The 22,627-nt window shown below is 71.1% G+C and carries 18 protein-coding genes; 9 read left to right on the top strand and 9 right to left on the bottom strand.

Annotation, left to right across the window (positions count from 1 at the left end; all coding sequences use genetic code 11):
- Window positions 1–147 precede the first annotated feature (147 nt).
- The 3 genes from ABD333_RS45895 to ABD333_RS45885 form a co-directional block, all read right to left on the bottom strand.
- The gene (locus tag ABD333_RS45895) at window positions 148–936 is read right to left on the bottom strand and encodes an enoyl-CoA hydratase/isomerase family protein (protein WP_344549224.1); all 789 of its coding nucleotides are present in this window, start codon (window positions 934–936) and stop codon (window positions 148–150) included.
- Window positions 937–1,126: 190 nt separating this feature from the next.
- Window positions 1,127–2,272, bottom strand: coding sequence for an acetyl-CoA C-acetyltransferase (locus tag ABD333_RS45890; protein ID WP_344549223.1), 1,146 nt, complete (start codon window positions 2,270–2,272; stop codon window positions 1,127–1,129).
- Between the two features lie 120 nt (window positions 2,273–2,392).
- Window positions 2,393–4,465 (bottom strand): MFS transporter, encoded by a 2,073-nt coding sequence (locus ABD333_RS45885; RefSeq protein ID WP_344549222.1) that lies wholly within the window; start codon window positions 4,463–4,465, stop codon window positions 2,393–2,395.
- Between the two features lie 134 nt (window positions 4,466–4,599).
- Here ABD333_RS45885 and ABD333_RS45880 point away from each other — a divergent pair, with 134 nt between their 5' ends.
- Both ABD333_RS45880 and ABD333_RS45875 read left to right on the top strand, forming a co-directional pair.
- Window positions 4,600–4,761 carry a hypothetical protein gene (locus ABD333_RS45880; RefSeq protein WP_344549221.1) on the top strand — a complete coding sequence of 54 codons (162 nt, stop codon included), beginning with the start codon at window positions 4,600–4,602 and terminating at the stop codon, window positions 4,759–4,761.
- A 172-nt stretch (window positions 4,762–4,933) separates the two neighbouring features.
- A complete protein-coding gene (locus ABD333_RS45875) occupies window positions 4,934–5,791 on the top strand; it encodes a class I SAM-dependent methyltransferase (RefSeq protein ID WP_344549220.1) in 858 nt (285 codons plus the stop codon).
- Between the two features lie 517 nt (window positions 5,792–6,308).
- Here ABD333_RS45875 and ABD333_RS45870 read toward each other — a convergent pair.
- Entirely contained in the window at window positions 6,309–8,594 is a 2,286-nt protein-coding gene (locus ABD333_RS45870) for an ATP-binding SpoIIE family protein phosphatase (protein WP_344549219.1), read from the bottom strand.
- A gap of 117 nt (window positions 8,595–8,711) precedes the next feature.
- Window positions 8,712–9,413 carry an iron-dependent transcriptional repressor DtxR gene (locus ABD333_RS45865; RefSeq protein ID WP_344549218.1) on the bottom strand — a complete coding sequence of 234 codons (702 nt, stop codon included), beginning with the start codon at window positions 9,411–9,413 and terminating at the stop codon, window positions 8,712–8,714.
- A 102-nt stretch (window positions 9,414–9,515) separates the two neighbouring features.
- On the opposite strand from ABD333_RS45865, the gene ABD333_RS45860 reads away from it, so the two are divergent.
- Window positions 9,516–10,208: a UdgX family uracil-DNA binding protein gene (locus ABD333_RS45860; protein ID WP_344549217.1), complete on the top strand. Its 693-nt coding sequence runs from the start codon at window positions 9,516–9,518 to the stop codon at window positions 10,206–10,208.
- Between the two features lie 45 nt (window positions 10,209–10,253).
- Here ABD333_RS45860 and ABD333_RS45855 read toward each other — a convergent pair whose 3' ends face one another.
- Window positions 10,254–11,564, bottom strand: coding sequence for an MFS transporter (locus tag ABD333_RS45855; protein ID WP_344549216.1), 1,311 nt, complete (start codon window positions 11,562–11,564; stop codon window positions 10,254–10,256).
- Window positions 11,565–11,671: 107 nt separating this feature from the next.
- Window positions 11,672–12,400 carry a pyridoxamine 5'-phosphate oxidase gene (pdxH, locus tag ABD333_RS45850; protein WP_344549215.1) on the bottom strand — a complete coding sequence of 243 codons (729 nt, stop codon included), beginning with the start codon at window positions 12,398–12,400 and terminating at the stop codon, window positions 11,672–11,674.
- A 91-nt stretch (window positions 12,401–12,491) separates the two neighbouring features.
- On the opposite strand from pdxH, the gene ABD333_RS45845 reads away from it, so the two are divergent.
- From ABD333_RS45845 to serC, 4 genes are all read left to right on the top strand, one after another.
- Complete coding sequence (locus ABD333_RS45845) at window positions 12,492–13,604, top strand: citrate synthase 2 (protein ID WP_344549214.1); 1,113 nt, start codon at window positions 12,492–12,494, stop codon at window positions 13,602–13,604.
- 539 nt (window positions 13,605–14,143) lie between these two features.
- Entirely contained in the window at window positions 14,144–14,518 is a 375-nt protein-coding gene (locus tag ABD333_RS45840) for a hypothetical protein (RefSeq protein WP_344549213.1), read from the top strand.
- Between the two features lie 151 nt (window positions 14,519–14,669).
- A complete protein-coding gene (locus tag ABD333_RS45835) occupies window positions 14,670–16,577 on the top strand; it encodes an ABC transporter ATP-binding protein (RefSeq protein WP_344549212.1) in 1,908 nt (635 codons plus the stop codon).
- Complete coding sequence (gene serC, locus ABD333_RS45830; RefSeq protein WP_344549211.1) at window positions 16,574–17,701, top strand: phosphoserine transaminase; 1,128 nt, start codon at window positions 16,574–16,576, stop codon at window positions 17,699–17,701. The genes ABD333_RS45835 and serC overlap by 4 nt, the downstream gene beginning before the upstream one ends.
- A 15-nt stretch (window positions 17,702–17,716) precedes the next feature.
- Here the strand turns inward: serC and ABD333_RS45825 are convergent, their stop codons facing one another.
- Window positions 17,717–18,712, bottom strand: coding sequence for a class II glutamine amidotransferase (locus tag ABD333_RS45825; RefSeq protein WP_344549210.1), 996 nt, complete (start codon window positions 18,710–18,712; stop codon window positions 17,717–17,719).
- A 242-nt stretch (window positions 18,713–18,954) separates the two neighbouring features.
- On the opposite strand from ABD333_RS45825, the gene ABD333_RS45820 reads away from it, so the two are divergent.
- Both ABD333_RS45820 and ABD333_RS45815 read left to right on the top strand, forming a co-directional pair.
- Entirely contained in the window at window positions 18,955–20,013 is a 1,059-nt protein-coding gene (locus tag ABD333_RS45820; RefSeq protein ID WP_344549209.1) for a hypothetical protein, read from the top strand.
- 64 nt (window positions 20,014–20,077) lie between these two features.
- Window positions 20,078–22,066 carry a hypothetical protein gene (locus ABD333_RS45815; protein ID WP_344549208.1) on the top strand — a complete coding sequence of 663 codons (1,989 nt, stop codon included), beginning with the start codon at window positions 20,078–20,080 and terminating at the stop codon, window positions 22,064–22,066.
- A gap of 78 nt (window positions 22,067–22,144) precedes the next feature.
- Here the strand turns inward: ABD333_RS45815 and ABD333_RS45810 are convergent, their stop codons facing one another.
- Complete coding sequence (locus ABD333_RS45810) at window positions 22,145–22,627, bottom strand: DUF4265 domain-containing protein (protein WP_344549227.1); 483 nt, start codon at window positions 22,625–22,627, stop codon at window positions 22,145–22,147.

Raw genomic sequence — 22,627 nt, 5'->3', positions numbered from 1 at the left:
GCCCGTAGCGAGCGGCGTCCAGGTGCGTGCATCGCGGGGGCGGAGGAGGGAGTCGGCCCGGGTTTGGCCGTCGACTGACGACAACTCCGCGAGGTGCGTGCCTGGGCGTCGCGTAGTAGGGCAGCTGGCTTCGAGACACGCCCTGGGTCAGCGGCCCTGGAAGTCCGGCTCGCGGCCTTCCAGGAAGGCCGTGACGCCCTCCTTGGCGTCCTCGGTACCGGCCAGCACGACCAGTTCGCCGAGCAGATGCGCGATCTGGTCCTCCAGCGGACGGCCCTCGACGGCGAAGAACGCCTCGCGCCCCATGCGCAGCCCGACGGGGCTCTTGGCAGCGATCGTGCGGGCCAGCTCGGCCACCCGGCCGTCCAGGTCGGCGCGCGGCACGACCTCGGTGACCAGCCCGATCTCACGGCCCTCCGCGGCGGTGACGCGCTGCCCGGTGTAGTAGAGCCGGAACGCCTGCTTGGGCGGCACGTTCCGGTTGATGATGGCCATGATCATCATCGGCCAAAGGCCCACATTGACCTCGGGCGTACCGAGCTTGACGTCGTCGGCGGCGATGACCAGGTCGCAGGCGGCGGCGAGGCCGAGCCCGCCCGCGACCGCGTGCCCGGCGAGTCGGGCGATGATCGGCTTGCCCAGCCGGGGAAACGCCGTGAACAGGCGGTACGGGCCGCTCGCCCGGATATCGTCCGCGACCGGACGACCCGCGTCCTGCTGGGCCCCCAGCCCACCGAGGTCAGCGCCCGCGCAGAACGCACGGTCCCCCGCCCCGGTCAGCACGATCACCCGGACACCGTCATCGACACCGGCCCGGCCGAACGCGTCGAGCAGTTCCTCGATCATCTGGTCGCTGAGGGCGTTGCGCGCCTCGGGCCGGTTGAGCGTGATCGTGGCGACCCGGTCGGCCACCTCGTACAGGATCGCCTCGTACATTCATCCCTCCACGGACCCGCCGACCTCAACCGGCTTCCCAGCCACGCGACAACCCCAGCCACCGCGAGCGCGCGGCGCTGTCCGGTGGAACAAGCCGAAGGCGCAGTTCCACCGGACAGATCGCGAAGCGATGTCGCGCTCGCAGCTCTAGCGGTTCGGCGCCGAGCCGCCAGGCGAGGGGCCGAGGCCGCTAGAGCCGTTCGATGATGGTGGCGTTGGCCTGGCCGCCACCTTCGCACATCGTCTGCAGACCGTAGCGGCCGCCCGTGCGCTCCAGCTCGTGCAGCAGCTTGGTCATCAGGATGCCGCCGGTCGCGCCCAGCGGGTGACCGAGGGCGATCGCGCCGCCGTTGGGGTTGGTCTTCTCCAGCGAGGCGCCGGTGTCGGCCGCCCACGCCATCGGCACGGGGGCGAACGCCTCGTTCACCTCGAAGACGTCGATGTCGTCGATCTTCAGGCCGCTGCGCTGGAGGGCCTTCTCGGTCGCGGGGATGGGGCCGGTCAGCATGTAGACCGGGTCCGAGCCGCACACCGCGAGGGTGTGGATCCGCGCCCGCGGCGTCAGGTTGTGCTGCTTGACGGCCTCCTCGGAGGCGATGAGCAGCGCGGAGGCGCCGACCGAGATCTGCGAGGCGACCGCGGCCGTGATGGCCCAGCCCTCGCGGAGCGGGTCGAGGCCCGCCATCTTCTCCAGCGTGGTGTCGGGGCGGGCGCCCTCGTCCTTGGACAGCCCGGCGATCGGCGCGATCTCCCGGTCGAAGTAGCCGGCCTCGATGGCCTTGGCCGCGCGCTGGTGGCTCTCCAGCGCGAACTTCTCCAGGTCCTCGCGGGAGAAGCCCCACTTCTCGGCCATCAGCTGCGCGCCGCGGAACTGCGAGATCTCCTGGCTGCCGTAGCGCTCGGCCCAGCCGTCGCCGTAGGGGAACGGCATGCCCTTCTCAAGCGCCATCGTGACCGAGGAACCCATCGGCACGACGGCCATCTGCTCGATGCCGGAGGCGACCACGAGGTCCTGGGTGCCCGACATCACGCCCTGCGCGGCGAAGTGGATGGCCTGCTGCGAGGAGCCGCACTGCCGGTCGATGGTCACGCCGGGCACGTTCTCCGGCAGGCCGGCCGACAACCAGGCGGTACGCGCGATGTCGAGCGACTGCGGCCCGACCTGCATGACACAGCCCGTGATCACGTCTTCGACGGCGGACGGGTCGACGCCGGTGCGGTTCACGAGCTCCTTGAGCACGTGGGCACCGAGGTCGGCGGGGTGAACGTCCTTCAGGGCACCCTTCTTGGTGCCGACGGGGGTACGGACCGCGCCGACGATGTACGCCTCGGCCACTACGCCTCCAATGTGGGGTTGGGGTTCCGTCCCGAAACCGAGTGAGATTCGGTCTGTCAGTATGAGATTACATCCCCTCGGACGCAACGCCATGTGACCTGGGTCTCGGAAGCCCCACCCTCAGTCGGGAGCGGCGTGCCGCCCGCCTCCCGCGTGGCCCTCGCCAGGCACCGCCCCGGCGTAGACGGCCTTTCCGTCCGCGTCGTCGCCCAGGCTTTCACGCGAAAGGCGGGTGAGGATCTCGGCGAGTTCCCGGTGCTCTTCGGGCGACCAGCCCGCCAGGTGCTCGGCCAGCCCCTCGCGCCGGGCCTCGAACAGCCGGATGGCGGCGGCCTGTCCCGCTTCGGTGATGCTGAGGTCACCGCCGCTGCGAACGACGAAACCCGCGTTGACCAGGCGGTCCACGTACGGGCGGCCCTGCTCGACGAGCACCTCCGCGCGTTCGGCGAGTTCGGCGCCGGAGACCGTGCCGTCCTTGGCGATCCGGCAGAGCGCCCACATGCTCCCGGCGGGCAGGTTGACCCCGGCGAGGGCGCCGAGCCGTTCGTACAGCTCCATGGCCTTGGCGTCCTTGCGCATGAGCGAGCTGAGCGCGCGTTCGATCTCGTGCCTGGACGACCGGACCGTGTGAGCGCCGCCGAGGCCCTCGCCGTAGTCCTGGGCGCCCGCGGTCGCGCGAAGCGGCACCTCGCGCAGAAACCAGGTCAGCACGACGGCGACGACGGCGATCGGGACCGCCCAGAGGAAGACCGTCTGGATGGACTCCGCGTAAACGTGCAGCACGTCGCCCCTGACCTGTGGCGGCAGCCGGTCGAGAAGCTTGGGATCGCCCTCGGCGGCCGTGGGGTCGAAGCCCGGCGGCAGCTTGCCGCTGCGGGCCACGCTCTCCATCTTGGAGGAGAGCTGGTTGGCGAACACCGAGCCGAACACCGCCACGCCGAACGAACCACCGATCTGGCGGAAGAACGTGACGCCCGAGGTGGCCGAGCCGAGATCCTGGTACGGGACGGCGTTCTGCACGGCGATGACGAGCACCTGCATGACCAGCCCGAGCCCGAAGCCGAGCAGGGCGAAGCGCAGGCTCATCGAGAGCGTGGAGGTCGTCTCGTCCATGCGCGAGCACCACCACATGGCCACCGCGACGATCGGCGTGCCGACGACCGGATAGATCTTGTAGCGGCCGGTGTTGCTGATGAGCTGGCCGGACCCGATCGAGGCGACCAGCATGCCGACCATCATCGGCAGCAGGTGCACGCCGGACATCGTCGGCGAGACGCCGTGCACGACCTGCAAAAAGATCGGGATGAACGTCATGGCGCCGAACATCGCGAAGCCGATCACGAAGCTGATCGCCGAACTCTGCGAGAAGACCGCCGACCGGAAGAGCCGCGGCGGCATGACCGGCTCGGCGGCGCGCAGCTCGACGAAGATCCACAACACGATGAGGATCACCGAGCCGACACCGAGCGCGATGATCTGCGGTGACGCCCACGCGTACTGCGTGCCGCCCCAGGTGGTCATCAGCACCAGCCCGACCGACCAGCCCACGATCAGCAGGATGCCCGGGTAGTCGATCCGGTGCTGCTCGCGGACGGACGTGGTGTGCAGGACGGCGGCGATGACGATCAGCGTGAGGATGCCGATCGGGATGTTGATGTAGAAGACCCAGCGCCACGACAGGTTGTCGACGAACCAGCCGCCCAGCAGCGGCCCGCACACGCTGGAGACGCCGAAGACCGCGCCGAAGAGGCCCTGATAGCGGCCACGCTCCCGGACCGGCACCACGTCCCCGACGATCGCCACGACGAGCACCATGAGCCCGCCGCCGCCGAGGCCCTGCACGCCGCGGAACGCGATCAGCTGGGTCATGTCCTGGGCGACACCGCACAGCGCGGACCCGACGAGGAAGATGACGATCGAGGTCTGGAACAGCCGCTTGCGGCCGTACTGGTCGCCCAGCTTGCCCCACAGCGGCGTCGAGGCCGTCGACGAGAGCAGGTACGCCGTCACGACCCACGAGAGGTGGTTGAGGCCGCCCAGATCGCTGACGATCGTCGGCAGCGCCGTGGAGACGATCGTCTGGTCCAGCGCCGCGAGCAGCATGGCGAGCATGAGCGCGCCGAGGATCACATACAGGTCCCTGCCCCGCGGCATGGACCTGGTCTCTCCCTGGGTCGTTGTCTCAGCGGTCATCCCGCGCCCCCCGTGACGTGGACATACGGAGGAGATCTACCCAGCCGGGACGGAAGATCACAACGCGCCGGGACCCGCCCGATCAACCCGTCTATCGTGGGGGGAAGGCACCTCCCCCCGGAACGAAGGTGACCATGGAAGGGATCATCGCGCTCGTCGTGACGGCGCTGCTGTGCGGATTCGCGGTGCGCTGGGCCGCCCTGCGGATGCGGCTGCCGGTGCCGACCTACATAGCGGTGTTCGTCGTGTTCGTACTGGTCACGCTGGCGCTGTTCGGACAGCGGCTCGAAGGGTGAGTCCAGGTGGCATTTTCTCTCCCGGAGGGGCGAACTTTCTCCCCTTGCGAGGAGTCATAACTGACGAATCCGGTTTCCAGACCCCGCTCGCAGTCGTGCCGGTGGCACGCGCACGGCCAGACCGAGCGGCATCCCGCAGCGCGAAGCCGACCTGAGCCGAGGGAGATCCGCCGTGCCGCACCCCGCGACCGAGATCCATGAGTCCGGCGGCACGGTGACCCCGCACGTACGACGCCTGCTGGACTTCGCCGAGCCGACCGGCGACGACGTCTGCCTCGACGTCGCCCGTGGCCGCGGGCCGATGCCCGCCGCCCTCTCCCCCCAGGTCCGCCACGTCACCGCCGTGGACGCGGCGCCGCCCCCCTCGGCTTGGGACGGCCGCCCTGACGGCAAGGGGCGCGTGCCCACAGTCGAGTTCGGCACCGGCCCCGTCCGCATCGCAGACGCCGACCCGGCCGGACCACGCCGGTCCCAGCACGCCGCACCGCGGCAGAACGACCTGACCGACCCCGACGGCTTCCCGGTCACGTCGGCCGACGAGCTGACCGTACGGGCGGAGGCGACCGCGCTCCCCTACCAGGACAACGCGTTCAGCCTGGTCACCACGCGTTTCTCCCTCTACAACCTGGGCGACCCCGCGCGGGTGTTGCGGGAGCTGCTGCGGGTGACCCGCCCCGGCGGACGGCTGATCATCGCCGATGTGGTGCGCACCAATCTGGCCGGGGCCGACCGGGACTGGATCGAACGGGTCCGCGACCCCGACCACCCGGGCACCTTCTCGATCGCCGGTCTGACCGACCTGATCACCAGCGCCGGGGCGAACGTCCGGCGGCTGGACGTCTTCACGGTCGAACGGCCGGTGGAGCCGTGGCTCGCCGGAGCCCACTCCCTGGCCGCCGCCGCGGAGATCCGCGAGGCCCTCGAAGAGGAGATCGACGGCGGCCCCCGGACCGGCGCCAAGCCCCGCGTCATCGGCGGCGAACTCTGGTTCACCCAGAACTGGGCCCACGTCGCCGCCGAGCCGATCTGACCTCAGGGCACGAGCACCGCGGCTCCGGTGAAGCGGTCGGCGGCAAGATCGGCCAGAGCCCGGTCCGCCTCGTCCAGCCCGTACGGCCGCGTGTTGAATTGAGCCCCGGCTCCGCCGGGTTCGCCTGGCGGCTCGCCCAGCGGCCCGCGTCTCGTGCGAGCGCGACATCGCTTCGCGATCTTCGCTCTGACCTTCGCTGGCGCTCGCTCAGAGCTCAGGTAGCGCGCTCGCGCCTGCTGGGGTTGTTGCGGGGTTCCGGCGTAGCTTGGTGATGTGATGAAGGCTTGGGCGGTGGAGATGCCACGGCCGATCTCAGCTGGGCCGATGAGACTCCTGGAACGGGAGGTTCCCGAACCTGGGTCGGGGTGGGGCGCGCGTGGCGGATACGCGGAATACGCCATCGCCGTGGACGCGTAGGCCTACTCGCTGCCGCCTGAGCTTGACGATGTGCAAGTCGCGCTGTTGCTGTGCGCCGGGATCATCGGGTACCGGGCGCTGCGGCGTGCGGAGCTGCCGCTCAACGCAAAGGGAGCTCGAACCAGACTGCTTTGCCGTCGGCGGTGGGGCGGGCGCCCCAGCGGGTCGCCAGCTGGTCGACCAGGTAGAGGCCGCGGCCGCCCTCGTCGGTCTCGCCCGCGCTGCGGATGCGCGGGAGTCTCAGGTCGGAGTCGAAGACCTCGACCCAGATCGCCTCCGCGCCGCGGCGCAGGCGTAGCCGGAAGTCCTTGGTCGGTGGCTCGCGGCGGCCGAGGTCGGCGCCCAGGTTCCAGTCGTCCTCGTCGAAGACCGCGTCGAGGTCGCCCGCCGAGTTGAACTGCACCTGCGGCATGCCGGAGGGCACCAGCTCACGGCGGGGGGTCGGCGTCGTCGTGGCGTGGAGCACGACGTTGGTGACCACTTCGGAGACCAGCAGGCACGCAAGCTCGGCCTGCTCGTCGAGCATGCCCCAGGCGGCGAACGCGTCGGCGGCCATCCGGCGCGCCTCCGACACCATGATGGGCTCGGCGGGGAACACCCGTTCCTCCACGGCGAGCTCGTCCCCGCCGGTGCGGATCACGACGATGGCCACGTCGTCGTCGATGTCGCCCTGCACCGCGTCGTAGGCGGCGCCCGCGATCGTCTCCACGTCCCGGCGGGCCACCTCGGCGATGGCCGCGCGGACCATCTCGCGGGCCTCCTCGCGGGTGTGGTACTCGCCGTTCTCCTTGGGCCGGCGGTCGATCAGGCCGTCGGTGTAGAGCACCAGCGTGGCTCCGGGCTTGAGCTCGGTGGACTCCTCGTTGAAGAGGATCTCGCCGCCCAGGCCCGGGCCGCGGACGCCGAGCATGGCGCCCTCGCTCTCGAACTTCAGCTCCGTGACCTCGCCGTCGGCGATCAGCAGCGGCGGGTCGTGCCCGGCGTTGGCGAACTCCAGCACCCGCGACCACGCGTCGTAGACGAAGTAGGTGCACGAGACCAGCGGAGGCCGCACCTCGTCGTTGTAGGGAGCCCACCCCGAACGCTGCCGCTCCGGCCGGGTCATCGTGCGCACCCATTCGTCCAGCTTGCGCAGGATCTCGGCGGGTGACTTGTCGTCCTGGGCGAACGCGCGCATCGCGGCGCGCAGCTGGCCCATCACCGCGGCGGCCCGAGCCCCGCGGCCCTCGACGTCGCCTATGACGAGCCCGACGCGGCCGGCCGACAGCGGGATGACGTCGTACCAGTCGCCGCCGACCTGGGTCTGCACGCCGTGCCCGTGCGACTCGATGGGCCGTGCGGGCTCGTAGCGCCAAGCCACCTGGAGGCCGTCGAGGCGCGGCGGCCGCTCGCTGGGGAGCAGGTTCTTCTGGAACGCGAGCGCGGTCTCGCGTTCCTCCTCGAAGAGCATCGCGTTGTCGACGGCGATCGCGACCCGTCCGGCGATCGCGCCCATCAGGTCGCGGTCGAAGCCGTCGTAGTGCGGGTCGGGGCGCTTGGTCAGGTTGGACAGCGCCACGCTCATGACGCCCAGGAGCTCGCCCCGGACGATCAGCGGCGCCGAGATCACCGAGGTGATGCCCATCTCGTCGCCGAGCCGCTTGCTGGAGTCGCTCGGCGCGGAGAAACGGTGCTGGACCATGTCCTCGACCAGCACCGCGTCGCGGCGGCTCATCGCCTTGGCGCTGAAATGGCCGGGCGGGTAGGAGATCGTTTCGCCGATGTCGGCCCACGTGCCGGGCGGGGGCTCCCAGCCGCCGGCGTGCCGGGCCGCGCGCCGGATGAGCCGGCCGTACGCCTGGTTGTGGCGTTCGCCGGTGTCGAACAGATCGATGAAGCAGTGGTCGGCGAACTGCGGCACCAGGATGTCGGCCACCCGCCGCAGCGTCGTCTGCAGCTCCAGGGAGCCGGCCAGCCGCTCGCCGATGCGCTCCAGCAGGCCGTAGCGGTCCTGCTCGCGCTGGTTGCTGCGGAGCGCCTCGCGTGCGAAGATCACGATGCCGTCGACGGCCCCGGACGGATGCCGCAGGGGCACCGCGTGCGCCCGCGTGTAGACCGAGGTCCCGTCGGCGCGCAGGTTGCAGAAGGTGCCCTCCCACACGCCGCCCTTGAGCACATGCCTGGCCAGCTCCGTGGCCTGCTCATGATCTTCCTCGGCGATGCCCAGCGACAGCACCGAGTGACCGATCACCTCGTCTCCGCCGAAGCCGAAGAGCTGACGGGCGAACGAGTTGCCGTAGATGACGTTGCTGAAGCGGTCGCAGACGATGACCGCCATCTCCATCTGGCTCAGGACGGTCTCGGGCGGCAGGTGCGCCGCGAACGGCGATTCCCCCCAGCTCTTCATGACCCCGCCCGTCCGAATCCAGATACGTCCCCAGTATTGAACGACGAACTCGCCTCAGGGATACGCGAGAACGCCGGGACGGAACGGAGATCTTCGGAAAAGACCAACGGACCCTCGTCAGCGCCGGCTGACGAAGACGTGCTCTGCGATGTCGCGCGGCAGCTCGCTCGCAGGGCTGTCGGCTTCGTCGTCACAAATCACCCGCACACCGTCGTCCGTCGTCCGGAGAGTTACCTCGCGTCCCGGTTGTATCCCGATTTGCTTGAGTTTAAGCATCAGATCACTGTCGCTTTGCACCTGCTCGCTGATCCTGCGAACGATCGCGTGGGCGCCGGCGGTCGTCGCGACGTCGGACATCACCGAGACCGGCGCGACGTCGGAGTCGTCGTTCTGGCCGCCCAGCTCGTCGAGGCCGGGGATCGGGTTGCCGTGCGGGCAGGCGGTCGGGTTGTCCAGCAGGGCCACCAGGCGCCGCTCGACCTCCTCCGACATCACGTGCTCCCAGCGGCACGCCTCGATGTGGACGTCCTCCCAGGGCAGGCCGATCACATTGACCAGCAGGCATTCGGCGAGGCGGTGCTTGCGCATGACGGACACCGCCAGATGGCGGCCAGTGTCGGTCAGTTCGAGGTGCCGATCCCCCTCGACCCGCAGCAGCCCGTCGCGCTCCATGCGTGCCACCGTCTGGCTCACCGTCGGGCCGCTCTGCGAGAGCCGCTCGGCGATGCGCGCGCGGAGAGGGACGATCCCCTCCTCTTCGAGCTCGAACACCGTACGGAGGTACATCTCCGTGGTATCGATCAGGCCGTGTGAGGTCACGAGCTCCCTCCAGTCTTGTGCGACCCGAGTCTACTTGCTCGGCACCACCCAAAGGCGGTGCCTGCACATATCCCTCTCGTGGCGGGTATGGAGGAACGCACCATGACTGCGAATTCTTCCCATGACGCGGGGCCCTTCCTGCCGGAAGATCCCCAGCTCCGGACCGATCTTGAAGCCCTGCGGCGGGCCGCGGCGGGCTGCCGGGGTTGTCCGCTCTACGAGAACGCGACGCAGACGGTCTTCGGCGAGGGCTCGGCGGACGCGCACGTCGTCCTGGTCGGCGAGCAGCCGGGTGACCAGGAGGATCGCCAGGGGGCGCCGTTCGTCGGCCCGGCCGGCCGGCTGCTTGACCGCGCCCTGGACGAGGCGGGCATCGAACGCGGCGACGTCTACGTGACCAACGCGGTCAAGCACTTCAAGTTCAAGTACCAGGGCAAGCGCCGGATCCACGAGAACCCCAACACCGGCGAGATGCGCGCCTGCCGCCCCTGGCTCATCTCCGAGCTCCAGAGCCTCGACCCGGACGTCGTCGTCACGCTGGGGGCCACGGCGGGCAAGGCGCTGCTGGGCTCCACGTTCCGCGTGACCAAGCAGCGCGGCGAGCTCCTCCCGATGCCCGACCTGGAACTGCTCGGCACCCCTGCCGCCAAGGTCGACGCCGAGGAGAAGAAGGACTCGGCCGCCTGGCTGCTCGCGACCATCCACCCCTCCGCCGTGCTCCGCTCGGACAATCGCGACGAGATGTACGCCGGCCTGGTCGACGACCTGCGGAAGGTCGCCGGCGCGCTCACCTAGAGCACCCAAGGCTGGCCTAGGAAGGCGCGGGTAGGTGGCAGGTGCCTATTTGGCGGCCGGTGCTGATGTGTGGGCGGGTGTCGCAGTACGGGTGTCGTAGCGGAGCAGGGCCGGTACGGCGAGGGCGGCGACAACCACGAGGACGGCACAGGCCAGACCACCGCCCACCCAGGAAACCGTTGCCCCGGCCATGGCGGCGGTGGCTCCCGCGCGGAGGTCGCCTAGGCGGGGCCCGCCCGCGACGACGACGGTGAAGACGCCCTGGAGGCGGCCGCGCATCTCGTCAGGGGCATACGTCAGGAGCATGGTCTGGCGGAAGACGGCCGAGACGAGGTCCGCCGCGCCGCCCACGGCGAGCAGCAGGACCGCCAGCCAGAGGCTGTGGGCCAGCCCGGCGGCGGCGACCGCCAGCCCCCAGACCACGATCGACGCGACGAGGGCGATGCCCTGGCGGCGGACCCGGCCGATCCAGCCCGAGGAGAGCCCGCCGAGGACGGCGCCGATCGCGATCGCGGCGAACAGCCAGCCCACCGCCTCGCCACCGCCGTAGCGGGTGTCGGCCAGTTCGGGGAAGAGCGCGCGCGGCATGGCCACGCCCATCGCGATGATGTCGACGACGAACGACATGAGCAGCACCGGCTGAGTCGCCAGGTAGCGGAAGCCCTCGAACACCGAACGCAGGCCGGGCGTTCCGGTGACGTCGCCGAGGGGAGGCACGGGCGGAAGCCGCAGCGCCGCGTACAGCCCGACGGTGAAGAGCACCGCGTCCAGCGCGTAGGCCGCCGAGTAGTCGAAGGTCGCCAGGATCACCCCGGCGAAGAGCGGCCCGGCGAGCATGCCGATCTGGCTGACCGTGAAGTTGAGCGTGTTGGCCGCCGGGACGAGCTCCTTGTCCAGCAGCCGGGGAATGATCGCGCTGCGGGTGGGCGAGGAGACCGCGAAGCCGGTGGCCTGCACGGCGACGATCAACATGATCAGCCAGAGGTTGTGCAGCCCGAGCAGCGCCTGCGCGAGCAGTAGGAGCGTGGAGACCCACGTTACGCACGAGGACAGGAAGAGCAGCCGGCGCCGGTCCATGTGGTCGGCCACGGCGCCGCCCCACAGCCCGAAGACGATCAGTGGCACGAGGTTGGCCACGCCCAGGACGCCCACCCAGAACGAGGACTTGGTCATGTCGTAGACCTGCACCGGGACGGCCACGGCGGTGACCTGGAAGCCCACGAACGACACGCCCTGGCCCAGCCACAACCGCCGGTAGGCGCCATGGGCGAGCGGGCGCGTGTCGATCGCGATCCGCCTCATCCAGCCGGATCGGGGCTCGACGGTCTCTTCGGGGGGCTCGGTCGCGTTCGGCACGTCGCTCGCTACCTGTCGGGGGCAATTCCTTAGCAAGGTTAAGCACTTCGCCGACAGTCGCCTAACCCGGGGTCACTGATGACCCCGGGTGAACGGTCACCTGCTGATCAAGGTGCGAGACGTTCCAGCACCCAGGTGGTGTCCGCGCGCCGGTAGCGGAGCCGGTCGTGCAGGCGGTCGGGCCGGCCCTGCCAGAACTCGACCGACTCGGGGAGCACCGCGTACCCGCCCCAGAAGTCGGGTCTCGGCACCCCCGGTCGCCCCTCGTCCTCGCCCCCGGCTCGGCCGGTCGAATCGGCCGGATCCGGCCAGCGCTCGGCGAGCTCGGCGTAGCGCGCCTCCAGCTCGTCCCGGCCGGCGATCACCGTGGACTGGCGGCTGGCCCAGGCGCCCAGCTGCGACCCGTACGGGCGGGTGGAGAAGTAGGCCTCGTTCTCCGCGTGCGTCAGCGGCTCGACCCGCCCCATGACCCGCACCTGCCGGTACATCGCGTGCCACGGGAAGACGAGCGCCGCGCGGGGGTTGGCGGCGAGGTCGCGGGCCTTGTCCGACGTCAGGTTGGTGAAGAAGCGGAAGCCGCCCGGGCCGTACCCCTTGAGCAGGACCGTCCGGGCGCTCGGCACCCCGTCGGCGGAGGCGGTGGCCAGGATCATCGCGTTCGGTTCGGGCAGGCCGGCGGCGGCGACGTCGGCGAACCACGCGTCGAAGAGCGCGAACGGTTCGCCGGGTACCTGCGTCTCCAGCAATTCGGCTCCCTCGTAGGATCTGCGGAGCCGTGCGGGGTCTGGCGTTGGGCGATCCACAGCGTCTGAGCCTCCCACCAGGTCATTACGCATCTCACACAGGCCTGGGTACTCACCAGTAGGGCGGACAGGGTTCAATGGCACGGCACCGCCTTATCACTATGGGGACGAAAGGCAGGACGACATGTCCGACTTCAAACCTGGTCTCGAGGGGGTCGTAGCCTTCGAGACCGAGATCGCCGAACCGGACAAGGAAGGCGGCGCCCTGCGCTACCGGGGCGTCGACATCGAGGAACTCGTCGGCCGCGTCTCCTTCGGCGACGCCTGGGGCCTGCTGGTCGACGACAGCTTCGACCCCGGTCTCGCCCCGGCCGAGCCGCACGTCCTGCCGGTCAACTCCGGCGACGTCCGCGTCGACGTCCAGAGCGCCCTGCCGATCCTCGCCCCGGCGTACGGCATGCGCCCGCTGCTCGACATCAGCGACGAGGAGGCGCGCGCCAACCTGGCCCAGGTCTCGGTGACGGCGCTGTCGTTCGCCGCCCAGTCGGCTCGCGGCGTGGCGGTGCCGATGGTGCCGCAGAGCCGCATCAACGAGGGCAAGACGATCACCGAGCGGTTCATGATCCGCTGGCGTGGTGAGCCTGACCCCAAGCATGTCCAGGCCATCGACGCGTACTGGGTCTCCGCCGCCGAGCACGGTCTCAACGCCTCCACGTTCACCGCCCGCGTCATCGCCTCCACGGGCGCCGACGTCGCGGCCAGCATCTCCGGCGCCATCGGCGCCATGTCGGGACCGCTCCACGGCGGCGCCCCGGCCCGCGTGCTGCCGATGATCGAGAAGGTCGAGCAGGTCGGCGACGCGCGCAAGGTGGTCACCGACATCCTCGACGGCGGCGAGCGGCTGATGGGCTTCGGCCACCGCGTCTACCGTGCCGAGGACCCGCGCGCCCGCGTGCTCCGCCGTACCGCCAAGGAGCTCGGCGCCGAGCGCTACGAGGCCGCCAAGGCCCTGGAGGACGCCGCACTCGAAGTGCTGCGCGAGCGCCGCCCGGACCGCGCCATCGAGACCAACGTCGAGTTCTGGGCCGCCGTCATCCTGAACTTCGCCCAGGTCCCGACCGCGATGATGCCCGCCATGTTCACCTGCGGCCGTACCGCCGGGTGGGCCGCGCACATCCTGGAGCAGAAGCGCACCGGCCGCCTTGTCCGGCCGAGCGCCCGGTACGTCGGTCCCGGCAGCCGTTCCATCGAGGACGTCGCCGGCGCAGCGGAGGTCCTCAAGCGCAACGACGCCTGACGGGTTTCCCCCGCCAGGGCGTCCGCCACCCCCGCACAACGCGCTCGAGGCCCCCGGCAGTCAGCCGGGGGCCTTTTGCATGCCACGTCCCCGGGTGCATGCCACGTACTCGGGTGCGTGCTCACTCCTGAGGGCAGGCGGCCTCCGGCTGGCCGCCGCTGACCAGGCTGCCGCACACCTGGAGAAGCCGTGACCTCGCGGCGCACCGCCCGCCTTTCGAGCCCGAACGGCGCCACCACTTGATATGCCGCAGCAGCAGGGCGAGGTCGGTGAACGAGGAGCTGCGTGACCTGGCGCGTCTCGTGAGGCGTTCCGACGGTGAGCAACAGCGGGCGCAGCCGGTCGCCCGCCCTGCGGACCGGCCTTTCGCGGAGCCGCTGGAAGAGGCTGAGCAGGCCTTCCAGCCGCACGAGATCCCCGCCCATGTTCACCCGGCACCTCCGCGATCCCCGATTCGCCGCCCGCCGGCCCATCGGACGCCGCTCGCCATGAAATCGGCCACCGGAGGACGGGGGAAGGGCTTTTGCCATGATTGATTCGTGATCGACGACAACGACGAGCCGCTGGAGGGCGATATCGGCCCCCGTGTCCGGCCTCCGTCACCGGTGCCGCCCGCCGCCGAGAAGGCGCCTCGCACGGCCGACGCCGACCCCGCCGACGCTGCGGAGCAGCTCAGGCGGTACGAGGAGGAACGCGAAGCGCGCCGCCGCCGGACCAACGCCGCCTCCGGCCGGATCGCGGCCGTGTTGGCCGCGTCGCTGCTGGCGTTCCTCGCCTACGACTCGATCGACACCGCGCTGCAGGCCCGCGACAAGGGCGACCCCTGGCTCTACCCGCCCGGCGCGATCGCCGCGGTCTGCGTCGCCGCCCTCGTCGCCCTGCTCATCTGGGTCCTCCGGCGCCGCCGCCGCTGACACGACCGGCCCGCACAAACGTCCAAGTGCTGATCAAATCCGGCGACCGGCACTGGCGAGACTGCCCATTCTTCGAAAATCACGAAGCGGTTAACGTCCAGGCAGCCGGGCGCCGATCGTCGGCGTTCCGACGGTGCACGAGCGGGGGCACATGAAGGACGACACCCGGCACGAGGAGGGCTCTCTCCGGGCACGGGCCTGGACCGCCGCCACGCTGGCCTGGCAGGCGCAGCCCAGGACGACGGCCTGCTCGGTGATCGTGTCCGTGCTGATGGGCATCGCGCCGGTGGTCACGGCCTGGCTCACCAAGGTGGTGCTGGACGGCATCGGCCGCGGCTCGGGCGCCTCCGAACTGGTGCCGGCGGCGGGCGCGCTGGCCACGGCGGGCCTCGTCCTCATCGTTCTGCCGCATGTCTCGGAGTACCTGCGGGGACGGCTCCACCGGTCGCTGCGCGCCCACGTCTCCGGCCGGCTGTACGGACGGGTGAACGACGACCCGGGGCTCGGCCGCTTCGAGAATCCCGCCTTCCACGACGATCTCCGGCTCGCGCAGGAAGCCGGGCAGAACGCGCCGGACCGCATCGTCCGCTCGTCCCTCTCGATCGGCCAGGGCACGCTCACCCTCGTCGGCTTCGTCGGCACCCTGATCGTGATCAGCCCGGTCATGGTCGCCCTCATCCTGTTCGCCGCGATGCCCTCCGCCCGCGCCCAGCTGCTCCTCAGCAGGCGCCGCGCCAAGATGCTGTGGGGCATCAGCACCAACTCCCGCCGCCAGTTCTTCTACAGCTCACTGCTCAGCAGCCCGGAGGCGGCCAAGGAGGTGCGGCTGTTCGGCCTCGGCGACCACCTGCGCGGCCGGATGCTCGGGGAACTGGCGGCCATCAACGCCGCCGAGGAGGACGTGGAACGCCGGACCCTGCACAGCCAGGGCCTGCTCTCGCTGCTGGGGGCCGTGATCGCGGGCGCCGGCCTGCTGTGGGCCATCCTCGCGGCGGCCGACGGCGCGCTCAGCATCGGTGACGTCTCGGTCTTCATCGCCGCGGTGGCGGGTGTGCAGACGGCCCTGAACACGATCGTCGGGCAGTGGGCCGACGCGCACAACGCCCTGCTGGTGTTCGGCCGCTACCTGAAGGTCATGCGTGCCGACCCTCTGCTTCCCGTACCCGCCGATCCGGTGCCGCTGCCCGCGCTGCGCAAGGGCATCGAGCTGCGCGACGTGTGGTTCCGCTACGACGAAGGCCACCCGTGGGTGCTGCGCGGGGTGGACCTGTTCATCCCGTACGGCGTGTCGGTCGCCCTGGTCGGCCTCAACGGCGCGGGCAAGAGCACGCTGGTCAAGCTGCTGTGCCGGCTGTACGACCCGGTGCGCGGCTCGATCCACTGGGACGGCGTCGACCTGCGGGAGGCCTCCCCGGACGAGCTTCGCCGCCGGATCGGCGCGGTCTTCCAGGACTACATGTCCTACGACCTGACCGCCGCCGAGAACATCATGCTCGGCGACCTGGCGAGCGGCGGTGACCGGGCGGCGGTGGAGGACGCGGCCCGCCGCGCGGGCGTCCACGATGTCCTCGCCGCGCTCCCCCGCGGCTACGACACGCTGCTCAGCCGGATCTTCTTCGGTGACAACGACGAGGAGGAAGCGGGTGTGATGTTGTCGGGCGGGCAGTGGCAGCGGCTCGCGCTGGCCCGCGCCCTGATGCGCGACCGGCAGGACCTGCTCATCCTGGACGAGCCGAGCTCGGGTCTCGACGCCGAGGCCGAGCACGCCATCCACCTCGGGCTCCGTACCCACCGCGCGGGCCGTACCAGCGTGCTGATCTCCCACCGGCTCGGCGCGGTGCGGGAGGCCGATCTGATCGTCGTGCTCGGCGGCGGACGGATCGCCGAACGCGGCACGCACGACGAGCTCATGGCCCTGGACGGGGAGTACGCACGGCTGTTCACCCTTCAGGCCAGCGGTTACGAGTCCGCCGCGCCCGGCGGCGGCCGGAACGCCACATCTCAGGATGCGGACCCGCCGAAGATCGATTCGCCTGCTCAACTACCCTTGCACGGGTGACCGAGAGCGCGAATCCAGCCATTGTCATTCCCGCAGACCTCAAGCCCGCCGACGGCCGTTTCGGCTGCGGCCCGTCCAAGGTCCGGCCCGAGCAGCTCGCGGCCCTCGCCGAGTCCGGCTCGGCCTACCTGGGGACCTCGCACCGGCAGAAGCCGGTCAAGTCCCTGGTCGGCCGCGTCCGCAGCGGCCTGGCGCAGCTGTTCTCGCTGCCGGACGGCTACGAGGTGCTGCTCAGCAACGGCGGAACGACCGCGTTCTGGGACATCGCGGCGTTCGGGCTCGTGCGCGCCAAGTCCCAGCACGTGACGTTCGGCGAGTTCTCCAGCAAGTTCGCCAAGGTCACCAAGGGCGCGCCATGGCTGGACGACCCTTCGGTGATCTCCAGCGACCCCGGCACGCACCCGCTGCCCGTCGCCGAGGACAGCGTCGACGTCTACGCCCTCACGCACAACGAGACCTCCACCGGCGTGGCCATGCCGATCCAGCGGGTCGGCGGCGGTGACTCCCTCGTCCTGGTCGACGCGACCTCCGGCGCCGGCGGCCTGCCCGTGGACGTGAGCCAGACCGACGTCTACTACTTCGCGCCGCAGAAGTGCTTCGCCGCCGACGGCGGTCTCTGGGTGGCGCTCGCGTCCCCCGCCGCGCTCGCCCGGATCGACGAGATCGCGGCCACCGACCGCTACGTCCCCGAGTTCTTCAGCCTGCCGACGGTGGTCGACAACTCCGCCAAGGACCAGACGTACAACACCCCGGCCGTGGCCACGCTGCTGCTGCTCGCCGAGCAGATCGAGTGGATGAACGAGCAGGGCGGCCTGGCCTGGACCACCGCCCGCACCGCCGACTCGTCCCAGCGCCTCTACACCTGGGCCGAAAAGACCTCCTACACCACCCCGTTCGTGGCCGACCCGGCGCAGCGTTCCCAGGTGGTCGGCACGATCGACTTCGCCGACGAGGTCGACGCCGCGGCGGTCGCCAAGGTCCTGCGGGCCAACGGCATCGTCGACACCGAGCCCTACCGCAAGCTGGGCCGCAACCAGCTGCGCATCGGCATGTTCCCGGCCATCGACCCGGCCGACGTCGAGGCCCTCACCGCCTGCGTCGACCACGTCGTCGAGCGTCTCTGACCGTCGGCGAAGCCGTCATCCGGTGGGAACGAGCTCGGGTGACGGTCCCGTGGCGGCGATCCCGTCCGACACCGCGGCACCCGGCGTGCCGACCACGCGGTGCCGCAGGGACGCGCGGTCACGGGCCAGGTCGGCGGCGGTGAAGCCGGTCCACACCCGTTCGTCCAGGTCCCAGGCGCGGGCCGTGGGCATGAAGCCCGCCCGGGTGAGCACGCGCGGCCGGGGACGGCGGCGGGACGAGGCGGTGGACAGCCCGATCTGGAGGTAGGTGCCCTCGCGGAGCATGACGGCCGACGCGAAGCGCACGGCCGTGTGCCGCTCGACCTCGCGCAGCCAGCGCGGGTTGGAGGCCCAGTAGAAGTTCTGCTCGGTGTCGACCGCCACGGTCAGCGGGCTGAGCGCGGCCCTGGCGAGGTTGACACGGTCCGGACGGGCCCGGTCGACCCAGGCGAGGGCGGCCCTGCCGACGAGCGAGCCGAGCAGGTCCGTCACGTTCGCCGCGCCATCGCATCGGGCGAGGAGCTGGAAGACCGGCTCGCTGTCGGTGGTGCCCAGCGCGGGCGGCAGCCACGGGTGCCGCTCGCGCAGCGCCACCGCGTCCACGTCGCCGTTGTGGGTGGCGACGATGCCGGCGCCGCCGCCGTCAGGCACGACCAGCGGGCTGGCGTTCAGCAGGTCGAACGGGGAGCCCTGGGTCGCCCACCGGGTGTGCCCGAGCACGACCGGCGACCGGTCCAGCAGGTGGAGCAGGTCCGTGCGCCAGACACCGGAGAAGCGCCCGCGGCCCTTGATCACCCGTACTCCGCCGTGGTCGAGCTCGGACCTGCGGTCGTCCGCGTGCCCCTGCGGCGTCCCGCCCCCGCCGGTCGCCCGCGACGCCGGGCGGCCGGTCAGGAGGGCCACGCCGGCCGAGTCGCGCCCGCGTTCCTCCGCCAGGGTGCCCAGCGTGACGAACGCGTCCGACGCCCGCTCCGGGTGGTCGGCGAGGGGCGAACGCAGCAACCCGAACAATCCACACATGCTGGATGAGATGCAGATCATGAGCTCCCGGTTCGAGCCGTCCCCCCGGGCGAATAAGCTCAGAACGTGAACCGTGCGCCCCAATGGCTGCTCCCCACCGTGCTCACCGCGCTCGTCCTCGCGGTGGTCGTCGGTGCGCTGCTGAATTGAACGCCACCGAGGCCGGGTCCGGTCCGCACGGGAACGGCGTGGAGGATCTGACCGACATGGCCCGGACCGGGGAAGATCAGTTCATGCGATCGCAACCGCCGCCCCGAGCCCGGCCGGCCCGATCCGCCGCCGCCCTCGCCTCCGCGTTCACCCTCGCCGGCACGGTGACCTTCGCCGGCGCCACGACCTCCGCGTCCGCCGCGTCCGCCGCGTCCGGCTCGGTCGGCGGCGCCCGCGATCCCAAGGTGGCGTTCAAGATCTCCGATCCCCGGATCAACGAGTCGAGCGGGCTGGCGCTCAGCAGGCGGCACGCGGGCGTGACCTACACGCACAACGACTCCGGCGGCGTGGCGCAGATCTTCGCGCTGGGTCCCGACGGCTCGACCAGGGCCGTGCTCTCGCTCGCGGGCGCGCAGGCCCGCGACTGGGAGGGCATGGCGGTGGGGCAGGACGAGAAGGGCCGCCCGGCGATCTACGTGGCCGACATCGGCGACAATCTCGGCGGCGCGTGGCCGCACGTCACGGTCTACCGGATTCCCGAGCCCGCCCGGCTGCGGAACCAGACCGTCCGCGCCACCGCGTTCAAGCTCAAGTACGAGGACGGCCCGCGCAACGCCGAGACGGTGATGATCAACCCGCGCACCAACCGGCTGTACGTCGCGAGCAAGCTGTTCTCCGGGGCGCTGTACGAGGCGCCGGCACGGCTGCGGAGCAGCGGCTACAACAAGCTGCGCAAGGTCGGGGACGCCCCCGCGATCGCGACCGACGGCGCCTTCGCGCCCGACGGCCGGAGTTTCGTCATCCGCACCTACTTCGGCGCGCGAATCTATTCCGTGAAGGACGACGGAAGGCCGGGCAAATCCATGCGTACCGTGGGGCTGCCCGCCCAGGAGCAGGGCGAGTCGGTCGCGTACTCGCCGGACGGCAGGTCCCTGCTCGTCGGCTCGGAGGGCGGTGACCAGCCGGTGTACCAGGTGGCCCTGCCCGACGGCGCGATCCCGTCCCCGGCCGCCAAGACCGGAGGCGGCGGCGACGGGGGCGGCGAGGGCGGCCGCGGCTCCAAGAGCACCGGCGTGGGGATGTTCCTCGTGCTCGGCATCGCCGCGGCCGTCGGCTACGGCGTCGTACGAAAACGGACCTGAAGCACACCATCGGATCGTCGGAAGGAGGCGACGGCCCCGCGAGGCGCCGGAGAGGATGGGAACTGTGGAGCATGAGCTTGCCGGCCTGCGCGGGCCGGGGGGCCGATGGCGTCCGGTGGCCGCGGGACCGTTCTCGTTGCTGGCGGTGGCGCTCGCCCTGTTGCCGATCCGCCCGGTCTGGCTCTGGGCGGCCCTGATCGCCGCCGTGGCCGCCGCACCGTGGCTGCTGGGCGCCGCGCCCGAGGCACGCGGCCGGCGGACGCGGCCGTACTGGCGCCTGACCGCGGACGGGCTCGAACGGGTCGGTCCCGGCGGGGTCCGCTACGAACGGTCCCGGATCGAGGGCCTGGCCCTGACCTCAGACGACGGTGTCCTGACGGTCTTCCACAAGTTCGGCCGCACCGCCGTCGGCGAGGTGTCGGCCATGGGGATGGAGCCGCTGGCCCTGTTCGTGACGGCCCGCCGCCTCGGCATCCCGATGCACATCCTGGACGGCGAGGCGGCCGACCTGCTCGACCCGGCGGTCGAGGACGGCCCGCGCGTGCCCGGGCTTGACGACACCGGCCTGACCCGCGACCACGTCGCCGAGCAGCGCCTCATGGACCAGGAGGCCCAGCTCCTGGCCGCCTCCCATGAGCCCTCCGCCGAACGCTCCCCCGGCCCGCCCGTCCACCTCTCGTCGCCGGCCCCCCTGCCCAGCCGCCGCCGCATCGCCGTCCTCGGCGGGCTCGCCGGCCTGCTGGGCGTCACCATGGTGGCGCGCATCGCCGTCGAGGGCGCCGACGGTTTCGGTCCCCGCCTCGCCGCGGGTTGCTGGGCACTGACCGCGATCGCGGCCGTGCTCGTCGCCCGGCGCCGGCTGCTGCGCAGCGACCACGTCGAGTGGGAGATCACCGGCGAACGCCTCCACGTCCGCGGCCCCCGGCTGAACGTCGAGGTCGCCGCCGCCGACGTGGCCGCGCTCGTCCTCGGCCCCGGTCTGCGCGCCGATCCCGTCTCCGGCGACCCCAGGCCCGCGCCCCTCGCCGTCCTCGCGTTCGACCACCGGCTCCGCCTGGTCGCCCGCCTGCCCGCGCACGGACTGGACGCGTTCCAGCTCGCGCACGCCCTCGACGACCACGGCCTCCGCGTGATCACCGCCGCGACCCGGCCGCCCCGCACGCCCGACTACGGCCTCGACGGCCTGCCGGACGTCTTCGCGCAGGTTCCCGGCGGCCGGCTGGTCGTCGCCGACGACGGCCTCGGCTGGGCCGACGCGGCGGGCGACGTCGTGCTCCGCATGCCGCAGGACCGCATCGGCGGGATCGAGCTGCTGACGATCGGCGGCCACGCCTGGGTCCGCCTCTACGACTCCGACGGCGACGAGTTCTTCGCCGCGCCGCTCTCCGCGCTCCGGATCTCCCGCACCGACCTCCGCGAGGCCGCCCGGCGCGCCGGGCTCCCCATCACCGACGCCGAGTACGACGCCTACCTCAGCGCCGCCTTCCACTCGGCGGTGTCCACCCTCTCGGCCTCCGCCCCGTCCGTCACGCTTCCCCAGCTCGAACTCTCCCCGCCGCCCGGCCCCGTGACCGCCCCCGGCATCCTGCTCGACGCGACCCGGCGGTCCCGCATCGGCACGTACGGGATGAGCATGCTCCTCTGCGAGCTGGTCGCCCTCCTCGGCGCCGTCTGGCTCGGCCCCGACCTCGGCGGCATCCTGACGACCGCGAGCTGGTCGATGCCCGCCGGCCTCCTCATCGGGCTCGGCGGTTACTGGCTCTACGACCGCAACCGCGCCCAGCTGCGCGTCTCGTCCGCCGGCCTGGCCGTCATCACCCGCCGCGGCCGCGTCGAATGGGATCTCGACCGTGACCGCGTCGGCGGCGTCGGCATCGACGACTCGACCGACCGCATGCCCCGCCTGGTGGTCTGGAGCCCGGCAGGCCGCGTCCTGCGCCAAGTCACCTTCCCGCCCGACCTCACCGAGCTCCGCCGCGCCTGCGAACAGTACGGCCTCCCCTGGGGCCCACCAGACGCCGACCGCCCCGCCCCACCGCCCCCCGAGCTCTGACCGCTCAAGTCGCCCGCCGCCCCGATCGTGACACCGTCGGAAGACTCTCGACGTCGGTCGATCTACCCGTGGTCACGGTCAGGCAGGACGATGGTTCTCCGCAATGTAGGCCTCTTCCACTTCCAGATCCCCCGTTTCAATCAGGCTGACAAGCGTCGATCGCAGCGACATATAGTCAGCTTGCGGAGCAATATTCACAGCCAAGTGAGACTTCACCGAGCTGAATTCCCACTCGCATCCAGCTTCAGCGAGGATGGCCAGCACGCGACTCTGAAAACTCTCTTCGCCGTTCCGAAGGATCAGCCTGATGGTCGAATTTCCGCCATGGGCGACCACGCCCGCAAAAACCAGCTCCCGTCGCTCGTGGTCAGGCTTGGCACGGATGACATCTCCGCAGGCCAACCCTCTGACGAAGAACGGGATATTCTCCAGAACGAGCTGATAGGGACCCGTTCCCTTTCTTGCCCAGATACGTTCGGTAGAGAATGGCGGCCAGGTTTCTGAAATCGGTTGAAGGTCGAACGCTACGAGAAACTTCCCGGGGGGACGCTTTTCGGGCAT

Origin of the sequence: Actinomadura fulvescens (genome assembly GCF_039533225.1) — a bacterium.
Lineage (GTDB): Bacteria > Actinomycetota > Actinomycetes > Streptosporangiales > Streptosporangiaceae > Spirillospora > Spirillospora fulvescens.
This window is presented reverse-complemented; position numbering and strand designations above follow the sequence as displayed.